The organism is Ureibacillus endophyticus, from assembly GCF_024159215.1.
Classification (GTDB): Bacteria; Bacillota; Bacilli; order Bacillales_A; family Planococcaceae; genus Ureibacillus; species Ureibacillus endophyticus.
The window spans coordinates 1757781-1771969 of sequence record NZ_JAMYWW010000001.1; the positions used below are offsets into that span (position 1 = coordinate 1757781).

Below are 14189 nucleotides of genomic sequence, written 5' to 3' on the forward strand. Positions count from 1 at the left end.
AATCGTAAAATATTGATGGTTTAATAAAAAAATAATCTGATTGTAAAAAGTTTACTATTTTTTACAATCAGAGGAATGAAATCAGATTATTCAGATAGAGGGAAAATGTTACTATGATGTTACAACTTCCCTTTTTAGCATTTTTTCTACTTTTCCAGTGACACCTTTTATTTTTCCATTTTTGATGTCTGGTTTTAGGGATAATTTAAAGGTTACCAATTGTCCATTTTTATGAACCAGTTCAGTTTTAAATTGAACGGATTGCCCTTCTAAAACTTGTTGGAAGTATTGCTTCACTTTAAATAATTCGTTAAATGGGAGAAGTTGAGAAAAGTTTGTACCTACTAATTCAAATGGTAGATAGCCAATAATATCTTCAACCTCACGATTTGCCTTTAAAAAATATCCATCACAATCTAACTGATATTCGGCACTAGTTTTTTGTTCATTTAAATTTGTAGGATTTTTTAATATTAATGGGTTTGTAAATTGTTCAAAATTTGTAGAATGAGAACGGATAATCGTTAAAATATAAAAGCCATCTGAGTGTTTAATTGGTGTTAGTTCCGTTTCATAAGTACCAATCCGTTGATGGCTCCGTTTATAACTGTTAAATGTTGTAATTTGATTCGTAGATGCGGTCATGTAGTAATATTTTTTCAAAAACGCTGCTTCAAACGGTGGAAAAAGATCGTCAATAGTCTTTCCTTCAACATTCTCTGTAAGATTTAATAAATCTACCCCAGCAGGATTTGCATACTTGTATATAAATTGATGATCAAGAAGTTCTAATACAAATACACCATCTTTGGAGTTATGTAATGTTGATGAAGGAAAACGATAGAGAATATTGTCTGGAAATCTATTGGGATGATTAAGTGACATAAAAAGTGTTACCTCCAATATAGTTCGAAAACTGCCTCTTAATAATAGGTGAAAAACATATAACAATTATATCCCCGTGAGTTCTTATTTCGATAGGAACCTATTCCTATTTTTAGAATAGGTTCCAAATTGAGAGTCTGAAAGGTCAATTTCAGACTCTCAATTTGCGACGAGGATGGTGACAACGTGTTGTGACCACCGCAGGAGCAAAAATAAGTATAAAAAAGCTATGCAGAAAACTCCTTCTGGAAAGAACCATGCCTATTTTTAGATATGACCAAAGCAGGAACAATAAAAAAGCCATGCAGATTCACTCCTGCATAGCCTAATTCACATTAAAATGGCTTAAAAACCATAAGAAAAACTAATATTACTAATAAAACTTGTGCTGCCATTGTGAGCGGTGCAATTTTTTTGGACACTTGGATATAATCATAAGGAAGTTCGTCTCCCTCTGCCTGTCCTAAAATCGATATGAGGGTTTTCGTATGTTTCGGAATAAGATAAGCAACAATCGGTTGAGTTAATATATATAAAGCAATCGACACTATATACCAACCCGTTTTAAATAAATAAGGATGGATTATGGCCATAATTAATCCTGTTAATAATAAAGTGATACTTCCTATTTTAGCTAATTTTTCTACTTTTCCATTTACCATATGTGCATAAGCGGCAGTTCGAACATTCCGAGCATTTTTCATAATAAAAGGTGATGCAAAAGTTGCTCCTAAGCCGCATATTGCGCCTAAAATGTGTAATAATAACAACAGTTTAAATAGAATTTCCAACATTCCACCCCATATTATTAGTATAGTTATGTATACGTATTTGGATATATATTTATTAAGGTTTTTGTGAAAAAGCATTTTAAGACAAGACCTTTGACAGCTAAAAAAGGTGTCCAAAGAGTACTTTTGGACACCCATGGATTAACCAATTAAAAATTCAGAAGTAATATCATATCCACGCATATAGTCAGGAGATCCTGGGAATCGTTGCATAAATCCGTGGATATCACCGTCAAATCGGACAAGTTTTACATCTACTCCTGCCTCTTTTAATTTTTCAGCATACATTTCCCCCTCATCACAAAGTGGGTCGTATTCTGCTGTGAAAATTAATGTTTGGGGCATTTGTGCTAATAATGTTGTATCAGCATGGATTGGCGAAAGAAAAAGAAGACTATCCGGATCCTCATGTTTTAGTGAGTTATGTCCTTTAGCGATGTCTAGACCATATCGTGCGTTGTATAGCATTCGGGATTGATATTCACTACCTTTAATTTCGTCATCATGCAAGTCAATTGCTGGATAATGTAACACTTGTTTTGCTAAACGGAAATCCCCTGTTACAATTGATTTTAATACAACGACTGTAGCAAGATTTCCCCCACCACTTGCACCACCTATCATGATTTTTTTTACATCACCATCCAATTGCTTGGCATGTTCTACTACCCATTTGGTAACGTTGTAACAATCATGAAATGCAGCTGGTGCAGGTTGTGTTGAAGCCAGTCGATAATCAACGGCAATTACTTTTACTCCTGATAGTGAAGAAATTAGTCGACAGGAAACATCATCAGTTTCGAGGTTACCTTGCATATATTCCCCACCATGAAAATAAATATAAAGTGGATACGGGGGTTTTTCCTCAGGAGTATAAATGCGAATGGGGATTTTATGGGTCTTTAAATCAACCTCTAATTCCTCTATATTCAACACTTTTGGACGTTTATCTATTGGAGGATTTTCAACTGGAACACCTAATTGTCGGGCTTGTGGATTATTTTGAAAATATTGCTCAATATAATGGTGTAAGGGCATAACATCTCTCCTTTCGTTATTCAATTGAAGTTAAAGTTTTGTTTTGATGATTGAGACGTACCTCCGATAGATAAAATATTCTTGAAATTTAGGTTGTCCATTGATGACATCTCTATGACAAAATAAAAAAACCAAGTTTAGAGGTGAATTTCCTAAAAACTTGGCTTTTGGCATTCACATTAATCTTCAATGAACATTAACTCAGGATCGTATTGTGACATATACGATTTAATTTCTTCGTATAAATGTTCTTGATTCGGTAATACTTCTTTCGATACTTGTTTTAGCGGGATGATTTCATAATTTCTCCAATTGCTAAACTTTACATAAGTCGGAAGGAGGCTTGGGTTTGTGACCTCAATTGATGAGGTTGCATTACCTTCAATATCATAGGTAATCGTTTTACTCACCTCTAACTGTAAGACAGCACCAATTTGGCGATACAGTTTATCCTGTCCCGATAAAAAATTGCCCAATGAGTGGATGACAAAAGTTTTGTTTCCATTCATCCCTTCATACCACTTCACCGGCTGTAGAACATGGGGATGATGGGCAAAAATAATATCTGCACCATAATCAGAAGCTAACTGAGCAATTTTTTCTTGATAGGCGTTTATCTTTCGTTCGTATTCATTTCCAATATGGAGGCTTAAAATGACTACATCTGCAAGTTTTTTTGCACTTTGAATGTCAGTGATTAATTTTTCTTCGTCTATATAATTCACTAAGTAGTCTTTTCCTTCTGGTGGGACGATTCCATTCGTACCGTACGTATAGGCTAAAAATGCGAAGGAAATTCCGTTTGCTGTTAGTATTTTTATTTCCTCGGCTTCTTCTTTACTTGTTGCTGCTCCTACATATGTGATACCAAGATCTTTCCAATGTTTCGTTGCACCTATAATTGCCTTTTCCCCACGATCGAGCGTATGGTTATTTGCCATACTAACCACATCGACTCCTATATCTTTTAAGACATTTCCCACTTCAAAAGGACTATTAAAGGCTGGATAATCAGATAAACCAATTCCCTGCCCCCCCACAATACTTTCACTGTTCGCAAAAGTGAGGTCAGTACTTTCTAAATAGGGTCTTACATGCTTAAACATTTTTGAAAAATCATATTGGTTATTCCCAATGGCTGCATCCTTATAGACAGAGGAATGAATTAAAATATCGCCAATTGCAGAAATGGATACAGAATAATGTTCCGGTTTTTTTGGTTCTGGTTTTGGTGGCTCAGGTTGTGGCGCTTCTTCTTTTAAAGTTGGATATTCAGTTATTACTTTAGTTTCAGTAGTAGAACAACCTGTTGTCAAAATAATTGCTACTAAGAGAAAAAGTTTCTTTAATATGTTCCTCAACCTCCTCTAACAAATTCCATTATATACCAAGAACAAACTTAAATTTACACTTTTTTACAATTATCCACTTTAAAATATACTATATAATCTGGTAATACCCTTTTACTTGTCGCTAAAACCATATTCTGACAATATTAGCGAACATCATTTCTATTGGGCAAATATAAAAGTAGACAAAAATTATAGGTTGGTGAGGATAAATGTGAGGATTGCTGTGAAAATGGTTTAACAAGGAATGTCTTATTTGTTGGTCTCGAAAAAGGAATAATGGTTTCTTGAGGTTGTACTCATTGTAGAGGGTAATTATTGGAGTTCCTTATGATTGGGGATGCAGTACGTCAAATAGCTCTAGCTTTTTACACTATATTTATGGAAAAGTTGGGTTGTCTATTCCTAGGTGATTTGTTACATCTTCATGAGAAGTAGAAATTGTGTACTTTTCCACCTCAAAAAATGGCTCGAGTCTTGTAGGGATTAACTTTGTTGATAATCCATTCATGTTTGCTAAATAACGATCACTTTAAAAATTAGAATGCTCGTTATCGAGGTGGTAATTTACAAAATAAAGGGAGAATCCGCTTAGGGGTTCTCCTTTTAAATGAGCATCTTTAAAAATTTTTCAAAATTGACCCCAGCTTCTCTTGGGATTTGTTCTTTGGACGTATCTTGAATAGCGGCTGTTAAGAAGTTTTGTGCAAGCTGAACACAGTGTTCAAGTTTTTCCCCACGCATCAAGCCACCCATAATAACCGAAGCAAATAAATCTCCTGTACCAGAGTAGTTTTCGCCGTTATATTCATTCTGCGAGTAGAAAGTATTTGTTCCATCAAGATACATATTGCCAATTTGGGAATGTTTTGATGGTGGATTAATTCCTGTAATGATTACTTTTGCCTTCGTTTGTTGTTGTAATATCGTACCGGCTTCTTCTAAGGCTTTCATAAAGTCCTGTTCTTTTGTATAGCTATGTAATTTTGTATAGGAAATGCCCGTTAATAAACAGCATTCCGTGATATTTGGTGTAATGACATCCGCACATTTCACTAATTGTTTCATCTGATGCAATAAACCATCATCGTAAAGCTTATATACTTCCCCCACATCTCCCATGACTGGATCGACTAGGAGCGCCGTTTCTTTTGTTTGAAATGTTTCTAAAAATCGGAAAATATTATCGATTTGTTCCTTTCTCGTTACAAAGCCTGTGTATATACCTTCAAAGGTTATATTTAATTTACCCCACTCTTCTGTGAAATAATTCATTTTTGATGTGAAATCTTCACAATAAAAGCTTGGATAGCCCGTTTGTGCAGAAAATACGGCAGTAGGTAGAGGACATGCTTGTACCCCCATTACTGATAGCACTGGAATGGCAGCAGTTAGTGAACACTTCCCAAATGATGATAAATCTTGTATGACAGCTACTTTTTTCATCGTTACCCTCCAAAACGTTAAAGCTAAAGTTCATATTACCATAAAACGAAGAAATGAAAAGTGTCGTTAAAAAACTTGGTGAACGAACAAATATTAGAACTGACCACTAAGTTTTTTATAAAATTGGCACTTTTATAACAATCAGTTCTTTGCTAAAGTTATCGATAAATTCAAACAGTTAAGGAGATTAAAGATATGCAAAATACACACACACAAAGTATTTCAAAACCACGTAGTCAAACTTTTGATTTAATCATTACTGCGATGTTAATTGCTCTTGTTTTCGTGTCTACGGTATTTTTGAATATTAAACTACCGATTACGGCAAATGGTGGTTTAGTGCATTTAGGAACAGCCATGCTATTTATTGCATCGATTCTTTTTGGTCCTAAAAAAGGTGCTATTGCTGGTGCGGCAGGTATGGGATTGTTCGATATTTTTGGTGGATGGTTAGTGTGGGCACCAATTACGATTGTTGCGCGCGGAATTCAAGGTTATATCGTCGGGAAAATTGCTTATGCAAAGGGTCGTGAAGGTAACAGTATTGGGTTAAACTTAATTGCTACAATTGTTTCAATTCCATTTATGGTCGCTGTATATTACATTGGTGAAGGTATCCTTTACTCAAATTGGGTTGCTCCACTTGCTTCTATTCCTGGTGACCTTGTACAAAATGTATTAGGGATTGTCATTGCCGTTCCTGTTTGTGTTGTATTAAAGAAAATCCCATATTTCAAGTAATGTAATAGAGGACTGTGAAGGCAGTCCTCTATTTTAATCCTAAGTATTCACATAGTTCTTCTGTGAAAGATTCATTCAATTTACGATACTTACCACTTAATGACAATATTACAAATCCATCTTCGTAAGACCAAATTTGATACGTACTATTATCAATTTTTATTTCGTAATCAGGAGCACGTGACATTTCGAAATTTGCTTTATCCCAATGAAGCATGCCAAGGAATCGTTTCACTTTCGTTTTATTTCCTTCTGGTATTATAAGCTGAATCGTATCATTTTCAGTGTTCTCCGAGATAAATTTATCTATTATTTTTAAATCCCATACATCTATAACGTAGGGTGATGTATCATTCGAACGCATTTTATAATATACTTCTACTAAATCTCCAATATTTAAAGACGGTATGTTATCTTGGGGAACCCAGTAATTTTCGTGGTTTGATTCAACTAAAAACATATTATCTTCAATGGTGATAACCCGACCTAATAGTTTTGTTCCCGCTTCTATATTGGAATCTATTAAAGGAAGTTTTTGTTTGTCTTTAAATGCTTTTATTTCTTCTGTGAAATGCTGTCGGAAATAAGGTATAGCATGTTTTCTTGCGAGTTGATTTGCAATGGAGCGATCAATCTTTGGATATTGCTTCATAAAATGTTCTTCTAATTTAGTTTGGGCTACCTGATAAGGTGTATTTTTATAAAGATATCGTTCATATTCTTTCAGTGAAAGTTTAGCAGATTTAACCATTTCTTTATGGGATTTTTTTGATTCTTTAGTTTGATATATAAATTGAATCGTTTGTTCATAGGATTGTTCAATTTCTGATTTTGTAATCTTGTAGCCTAAAGATTGTACGTAAACATAAAAAGCGATGTTTTTTTCGAAGACTTCCTCATACACTCCCTGCTTAAATAATTCATCTTCAATATCTTCAACATTTTCTAATGTTCCCCTTAGTTTTAATGCTACTATGAATTGTTGATTATCAAAGTGAGTAATTTGTGTCTTATTCTTCAAAAGTGTAGTAATAGCAAACAATAATGCCATCATTGCTACAATGATGATTGTGTTGAGGAAGATTCGTTTAGGCTTTTTCTTTTGGTGAGGGTTCATATTTACACCTCCTATATTTTAGGAAAAAAAAGACCCTTCATTTGAATTGTACTTTAAACTAGGTCTAGCTAGGTGATGAAAATTTTTAGATGTTGTCACTTTAGCAATTAAAGTACCAATTCAAAGCATTTGTATAGAAAATTTTCTCGCATGCTTGTTCATCAAAGTTTTGCTGAATGATTTCAATATCTCCAAATTCGAAAGGTCTTTTAGCTCTTGTAGAGGGTAAATCGGTACCAAACATTAAAGCATCTGGGTTAATTTCATAGATTGCATTAAGTGTTTTTGGAACAGTTAAGTCGACTCGACCGAAACCAGTAGCTTTTACCCGCACTCCTTTTTCTACAAGTTTTAAAAGATGCGGTAACCCATCTTGAGATAACCCTAAATGGTCGATGGAGATGGCTGGTAGTGATTCAATCACATGTGAAATTTCTGGCAAATCTATTGAATCAATATATAGCTCACAATGCCAACTGACTAATTCATACACTCTTCTAGCAAAATAATCTAGCTTCGAAATATCTTCAGAACCACCTCTTTTAATATTGAAACGTAATGCTTTCACACCATGTTCATTTAAGGATAATAGTTCATCATCAGTGACTGTATAAGGTAATTGCGTTACCCCACAAAAGCTTGGCCCTAATTGTTTTAGTGCATGGAGTAAATAATTTTGATCAAAACCTTGAAAGGAACCAGAGACGATTGCACCACCTAATATGTTTAGTTGAGCCGTATCGTTTTGATAATGTTCAATCGTATATTGTGGTGGGACATATCCTTTGTTCTCGATGATTGGAAAGTTAAAATCAATAATGTGAAGATGTGCATCAAAAATTTGCATCACTTTACCCCCTATCAATTGTAATAAAAGCTAAGTATGACACTATGTTGTGACATACTTAGCTTTTAATTTTTATCTACCCTTATTCTTTTTTTGCTCTTTCATAAATTTTCGAGCGTTTTTCAATCCACCAAACTCATGAAAAATTGTATTTATCTTTTCTTTTTCAATCATTCTCGAATTTAAGCCATCGTATTTCGTTTCTTTTTTAAGTTTCCAATAGCTTTCTAGTCGTTCTACAGTTAATTCACCAGTTGTAATGGCATTTTGCACAGCACATTTTGGCTCATTTTTATGAGTACAATCATTAAATTTACATTGAGTGGCAAGTTCATCAATATCTGCAAAGGATTTAGATAGATCGGCACTAATTATCCCCAATTCTCGCATCCCTGGAGTATCGATTACTACGCCTAACGCTGGCAACAAGAACAGCTCACGGCGAGTTGTCGTATGTCTTCCCTTATCATCATTTCGAATGCTACTTGTTTCTAAACGTTCTTGACCAAGTAACCGATTGATTAAGGTAGATTTGCCAACACCTGATGAGCCGATGAATGCTGCTGTGTGCCCTGGTGAAAGATAGTTTTTTAGTGAATCAAAACCGTCCTCTGACATACTGGAAGTAACTAATACATCTACACCGAATGCAATTAAAGAAATTTCATTAAGTTTTTCTTCTATATCATTACATAAATCCGCTTTTGTCAAAACAATGACCGGCTTTGCACCACTATCCCAAGCAATCGATAGATAACGTTCAAGTCTCCGAAGATTAAAATCATTGTTTAGTGACATGCAAATGAAAATTGTATCAATGTTTGTAGCGACAATTTGCGTATCCGTTTTAGATCCTGCTACTTTACGAGCAAAAACACTTTTTCGTGTTAATACGTGGTGGATAACGGCTGTTCCTTGAGAATTGTCGATTAAAACGAAATCTCCAACAGCAGGATAATCGGATAAATCAATAACATTATAGCGAAATTTCCCTGAAATCTGTGCTGAGATTTCACCTAGTTCTGTAATGACTTTATAATTGTTTTTTGATTGTGATGATACTCGACCAATTATTAGATTGTTAAATTTTTTCGCCTCTTGTAGCATTTCTTCAGTAAGTCCAAGATTTTTCAACTTTATTTCCTCCTAAGGTTTCAATCATGACCTTTTGGGAGGTTGTATGCAGGGGTTTAGTTTGCACGTACCTCCCCATTTGCTACAATCTCAGTGTTAAAGTTGTTTGTCATAAAACATCACCCTTTCTATTTCATTACCTATATCATAATGGTTTTAGTCGTTGTTGTTCAATAAGATAAATGTAATCAGCAACACGTTTCATAAATATTTGGTCATGGGATACGAAAATAATGGTGCCTTTATATGCATGTATAAATTTTTCCAGTGCTTCAATCGCATAGATATCTAAAAAATTTGTTGGTTCATCTAATAGTAGAATATTATATTCCCCTAAGAATAGGTGACATAATTGCAGTCGAATCGCCTCTCCACCACTTAATGATTTCACGCTTTTCTGTAAATCGGTTCCTACAAACTGCATCGAATGTAAAACAGTTCGTAAAAATCCTTCATCATATTGGGAGCGATTTTTTACAAATTGAAGCACTGTTTCATCCGTTGTGAATTGATAACTCATTTGCTTAAAATAGCCGATTACTGCTTTTGGAGAAATAATTAAATTCGGGTCCTTATCTGCAATATGGGTTAATAATGTACTTTTCCCGCTCCCATTGTTCCCCGTAATGGCAATTTTTTTGCCTAGTGGAAATTGAAAGCTCACTTGATCTAATAGTAATTTATTCTCAATTTGAAGTGTGAATCGATCTGCCATAATTGGGAACTTATTATGCAATTCAAGTGTTTTTGATGGGTGAAAGATAATCGGTCGCTCTTCCACCACTGCTTGCACTTCTTGAAGTTTTCCCATTCGACTTTCGATAGCTTTAGCTGCTTTTTGCATTGTTTTTTGGCTTGTGCCTTTTGATTTGGTCATGAATGATTTATTTGGTTTAGCCTTCGCTTCCCTTTTCGACATCTTCCCTGCTTGGGCAACTTTTTGAGCTTTTTTCATTTTTTCTTCTACGGCTTTTTCAAGTCGACTCTTTTCTTTTATATACTGTTCATGGGCTTGCTGCTGCTGTTCACGTTGTACCTGTTTTTGGGTCATGTATTCACTATAGTTCCCGGAATACACTTTCACTTCCCCATCTTCAATTTCCCAAATGGTTGTGACCAGTTCATTTAATAGCTCCCGGTCATGACTAATTAAAACTAGAGCACCGTAATAATAACGAAGCTGATCTACTAAAAAGGCAATCCCCTCTTGGTCTAAATGAGTGGTTGGTTCATCAATGAGTAATGCCTCATAATAATGGGTAAACAACTGAGCAAGTTTTTTCCGTGTTTGTTCCCCACCACTTAAAGCTCGTGGATCTTTTGGAAGTTTTAATTTTCCAACGAGTGATGGATCGATATCGGTTTCAGATGGTGCTTCAAGCTGAGCAAAATAGGCGAATTCGTTATAACGATGCACCTTACCTATTGTAGGCAGTTCTTTACCTGCTAGTAATTTTAAGAGCGTACTTTTCCCAGCTCCATTTTTCCCCACGATTCCAATTCGATCAAATTGGTGTACAGCTAAACGATCAATTTTTAAAATTTCTTTATCAAAATAAGTCATTTCAACATGTTCTAGTTCAAAACAAATTTGTTCCATATTCGCTACCTCCCGAAATTTTTACGATTTCGTATCGATAGCTAGGATCGATACGAGCTTATTTAAAACTCGTATCGAATCAATGGAAGAATAACATCCACATAGAAAAATCCCCTTTCGTAACTTAAAAATAAAAAAATCACAGACGAATAAGCCTGTGATGTGAGAGTAAATGGGATTCAATTTGTATAAAAAAAGAAAGGTAGAAAAATCCCCATCCTTAAAAAATTGCTATTAAAAAGAAGATGATTAAAAAAAGACACACTAATCCCGTTTACTCTGTATAGACATAACAGAGCCTTTGACCATATTCAATTATTGGTTCAAAGTACGGAAACGAAGTCTCATAGCATGTGTCATTTTTTAATAGCCCTCCAATCAAAAATTTAATAATATTATAGATTTATTGTGTTTTGAAGTCAAGAAAGGTGCGGTCTTTTAAAACCGCACCTTTTTGATTGTCGCTAAACCTTTCGTTAAAAAAATATAGGTACTAAATATATTGAATCTTTATCTTAATAAAACATTACTTAATTCTTTAATAAATTCATTGTAATGAAGTTTGATAGCAATTTTTGTTTTCCCTTTTTTACTTGTTGGTCGACAGTCAACAAAGGACATTCCTTTTGCTTCAGTCGTTCCCTCGATTACTTTTGCATCATAGTGAATATAATCCACAAGTGTTGGATTATTCACCACCATGACTGTCAGTAAATCGTGGATTGGTGCGCCTCGAATACCTGGATTCGTTTTTTTATAAAATTCTTGATAATATTTAAAAATTGGTTCTATTAATGAAGCATAGACGTTGTTTTTATTTTGCGATATGGTATTTACAAATTCTTGAGTTAGAATAGCGTGTTGGGTTGCATTTAGTGGTGTGATGGTCAAGTTATGGGCAAATTGGGTAACTAAGTTCGATGAGGCTGGATCGCCGTAGAAATTTGCTTCGGCCAATGCAGTAATGTTTCCTGGCATAAAAAAGGCACCACCCATTACATAAAAGGATTGAACCATTTTCATTTGATCTGGATATAAAATAAAGGCAGTTGCTAAGCTTGTTGAACGTCCTGTATCCACAATAATGAGTTCGTTTTTATATTTTTCAATAATAAATCGTATTGTATCAAATGGATAGATAGAAAAGCGAAAATCTCTTGGAACATCGATTGGACCTAATCCTTCCTCACCATGAATTTCTGGATAGAATGTAACATGTTCTTCTTGTACAGGTTTTGTAGCACCAGGAATAATCGGAATATCGCTTCTTCCAGCTAAGTGGACTAAATATGCAGCATTTGCGGTTGATTTATCTCTTGTAATATTCCCATAACTTGTTACAATCCCGACCAGTTCTATATTTGGATCTAAAATGGAGTACATAATGGCAATCGAATCATCAATACCAGGGTCACAAAATAACAAGATTTTTTTCGTAATGTCCAGTACCCTCCCGAAACCATCATATTCCAAACTTATGGACGATAATGACAGATTCGAAACTGAATGAATCAATTGTAATATCTTAACTTTAGTGAATATGTATCAGATGTATTTTTGAACAATCACTTATTAACTTTGAGCGTAAATTTATTGCATTTATTATTATTTTGGAGCGGCTAATAATAAATTTTTCAATTATTAGTGTCGGATAATATGTAATATTCAGATAAAAAAGCCAAGAATACTTCTTCCATCCTTGGCTTCTAAATTGTATTAAATTTTCAGAATTGTTTGTGTACCGGGTACATTAATTAAAACGGGTATTCGCGCTTTTCTTCTTGAATTGAAATCCACTTAAATTGAGTAAACTCATCGATAACAAATGGCACTCCGAAACGTCCAACACCAGAGTTGCGCATGCCACCAAATGGAGCATTTGGTAGATCGTTTACTGTTTGGTCGTTAATGTGTGTCATACCGAATTCAAGCCCTACTGCATATTCACGTGCTTTTTCAATATTACTTGTAAAGATAGCAGAACTTAATCCGAATTCTGTATCATTCGCAAATTGAATCGCCTCTTCATCGCTCGCAGCTTTAACCACTAATGCAATTGGAGCAAATAATTCTGTTTGAGCAATCTCACTTGAATTATCTACGTTTCCAAATACGTATGGTGTCATTACGTTGTCTTCTACTTTACCTTCTAGTAAAACGTCTAGCCCTGCATTTTTTGCTTTTTCCACGTTGTTAATCGCTTTCTCTAATTGTATTGGGTTGATTAGTGGCCCAATAACAGTATTCGGATTTAGTGGGTCCCCATATGGTAAATTTTTCGCACGCTCCACAAATTTAGTTGTGAATTCATCATAATGCTTTTCATGTACGATAAAACGATTAATGATCATACAAATTTGCCCTTGATGTAGGAACTTACCAAAGATTGCAGCATTCACAGCTTGGTCTACATCTGCATCCTCTAATACAACAAATGGTGCGTTCCCGCCAAGTTCTAATGCTACACGTTTAAAGTGCTTCCCTGCAACAGTTGAAATATGGCGTCCAACTGGTGTTGAACCTGTAAATGCAATTAGCTTCACTCGTGGATCTTCTAACATTAAATCACCAATTTCTTGTGGTGTTGTTAAAATAGATGAAAATACGCCAGCTGGAATTCCTGCTTCTTCAAAAGCCTTAGCAATCAATGAACCTGAAACAATACCCACTTGAATATCTGCTTTATGAACAACAGCATTGCCAAGTGCTAGTGCTGGTAAAATGCCTCTAAGTGATAAATATAGAGGGAAATTAAACGGTGCAATTGATGAAATAACACCTAAAGGTAATCGATGAATTTCATTTGCTTTACCAGGCATAAATTCTTGCTCTGGAGTCCACTTTTCATATGCTTTGTCAATAATACTGCTATAAGCTTGGAATGCACCTAACGTAATGTTATATTCTAACTCTGCTTTGAACGGTGCACTTCCCGTTTCCACAGCTAGTAAATGTAGAATCTCTTCTTTATGGTTAACAAAGAACTCAGAAGCTTTTTGGAACACTTCTTTTCTTAATTCTGCATTTTTTCCCCATTCTAAATGAGCTTTCTCAGCAAACTGGTATGCTTCTTCCACTTGCTGTTTCGAAGCAATTTTCACTTCTGTTAATGTTTCATTGTTAAATGGATTTGAAATTGTTACCGTTTCACTTCCTTGTCCTTCTACCCATTGACCGTTAATAAAGCTTTTATTTAATTGTAAAAACTGATCCACTTTGTTTTTTTGTAACGTGTTTTTCA

13 protein-coding genes are annotated in these 14189 nt (G+C 34.8%); 1 reads left to right on the forward strand and 12 read right to left on the reverse strand.

The features are described 5' to 3' along the window. Positions 1 to 111: 111 nt before the first annotated feature. The 5 genes from NKR20_RS08520 to NKR20_RS08540 form a co-directional block, all read right to left on the reverse strand. Positions 112 to 885 carry a PAS domain-containing protein gene (locus tag NKR20_RS08520; RefSeq protein ID WP_253425345.1) on the reverse strand — a complete coding sequence of 258 codons (774 nt, stop codon included), beginning with the start codon at positions 883 to 885 and terminating at the stop codon, positions 112 to 114. 335 nt (positions 886 to 1220) lie between these two features. Beyond that, the gene (locus NKR20_RS08525; RefSeq protein ID WP_170148420.1) at positions 1221 to 1676 is read right to left on the reverse strand and encodes a DUF2269 family protein; all 456 of its coding nucleotides are present in this window, start codon (positions 1674 to 1676) and stop codon (positions 1221 to 1223) included. 141 nt (positions 1677 to 1817) lie between these two features. After that, on the reverse strand, positions 1818 to 2714 hold the full coding sequence (locus tag NKR20_RS08530) for an alpha/beta hydrolase (RefSeq protein WP_253425348.1): 897 nt from the start codon (positions 2712 to 2714) through the stop codon (positions 1818 to 1820). A 179-nt stretch (positions 2715 to 2893) separates the two neighbouring features. Further along, positions 2894 to 4075: a CapA family protein gene (locus tag NKR20_RS08535; RefSeq protein WP_253425351.1), complete on the reverse strand. Its 1182-nt coding sequence runs from the start codon at positions 4073 to 4075 to the stop codon at positions 2894 to 2896. A 594-nt stretch (positions 4076 to 4669) separates the two neighbouring features. Continuing rightward, the gene (locus NKR20_RS08540; protein ID WP_253425354.1) at positions 4670 to 5509 is read right to left on the reverse strand and encodes a pyridoxamine kinase; all 840 of its coding nucleotides are present in this window, start codon (positions 5507 to 5509) and stop codon (positions 4670 to 4672) included. 195 nt (positions 5510 to 5704) lie between these two features. Here NKR20_RS08540 and NKR20_RS08545 point away from each other — a divergent pair, with 195 nt between their 5' ends. After that, the gene (locus tag NKR20_RS08545) at positions 5705 to 6250 is read left to right on the forward strand and encodes an ECF transporter S component (RefSeq protein ID WP_253425357.1); all 546 of its coding nucleotides are present in this window, start codon (positions 5705 to 5707) and stop codon (positions 6248 to 6250) included. Between the two features lie 28 nt (positions 6251 to 6278). Here NKR20_RS08545 and NKR20_RS08550 read toward each other — a convergent pair whose 3' ends face one another. The 7 genes from NKR20_RS08550 to NKR20_RS08575 form a co-directional block, all read right to left on the reverse strand. Further along, positions 6279 to 7367, reverse strand: coding sequence for a hypothetical protein (locus NKR20_RS08550; protein WP_253425360.1), 1089 nt, complete (start codon positions 7365 to 7367; stop codon positions 6279 to 6281). Positions 7368 to 7467: 100 nt separating this feature from the next. After that, positions 7468 to 8214, reverse strand: a complete 747-nt coding sequence (locus NKR20_RS08555; RefSeq protein WP_253425363.1) for an amidohydrolase family protein — start codon at positions 8212 to 8214, stop codon at positions 7468 to 7470. A 72-nt stretch (positions 8215 to 8286) separates the two neighbouring features. After that, the gene (rsgA, locus tag NKR20_RS08560; protein ID WP_253425366.1) at positions 8287 to 9348 is read right to left on the reverse strand and encodes a ribosome small subunit-dependent GTPase A; all 1062 of its coding nucleotides are present in this window, start codon (positions 9346 to 9348) and stop codon (positions 8287 to 8289) included. A 145-nt stretch (positions 9349 to 9493) separates the two neighbouring features. Next, positions 9494 to 10948: an Msr family ABC-F type ribosomal protection protein gene (locus NKR20_RS08565; RefSeq protein ID WP_253425369.1), complete on the reverse strand. Its 1455-nt coding sequence runs from the start codon at positions 10946 to 10948 to the stop codon at positions 9494 to 9496. 315 nt (positions 10949 to 11263) lie between these two features. Beyond that, on the reverse strand, positions 11264 to 11308 hold the full coding sequence (locus tag NKR20_RS19540) for an erythromycin resistance leader peptide (RefSeq protein ID WP_366519778.1): 45 nt from the start codon (positions 11306 to 11308) through the stop codon (positions 11264 to 11266). A gap of 150 nt (positions 11309 to 11458) precedes the next feature. Next, positions 11459 to 12373 carry a nucleoside hydrolase gene (locus NKR20_RS08570; protein ID WP_253425372.1) on the reverse strand — a complete coding sequence of 305 codons (915 nt, stop codon included), beginning with the start codon at positions 12371 to 12373 and terminating at the stop codon, positions 11459 to 11461. Between the two features lie 329 nt (positions 12374 to 12702). Then, positions 12703 to 14163 carry an aldehyde dehydrogenase family protein gene (locus tag NKR20_RS08575; RefSeq protein ID WP_253428094.1) on the reverse strand — a complete coding sequence of 487 codons (1461 nt, stop codon included), beginning with the start codon at positions 14161 to 14163 and terminating at the stop codon, positions 12703 to 12705. Positions 14164 to 14189 lie beyond the last annotated feature (26 nt).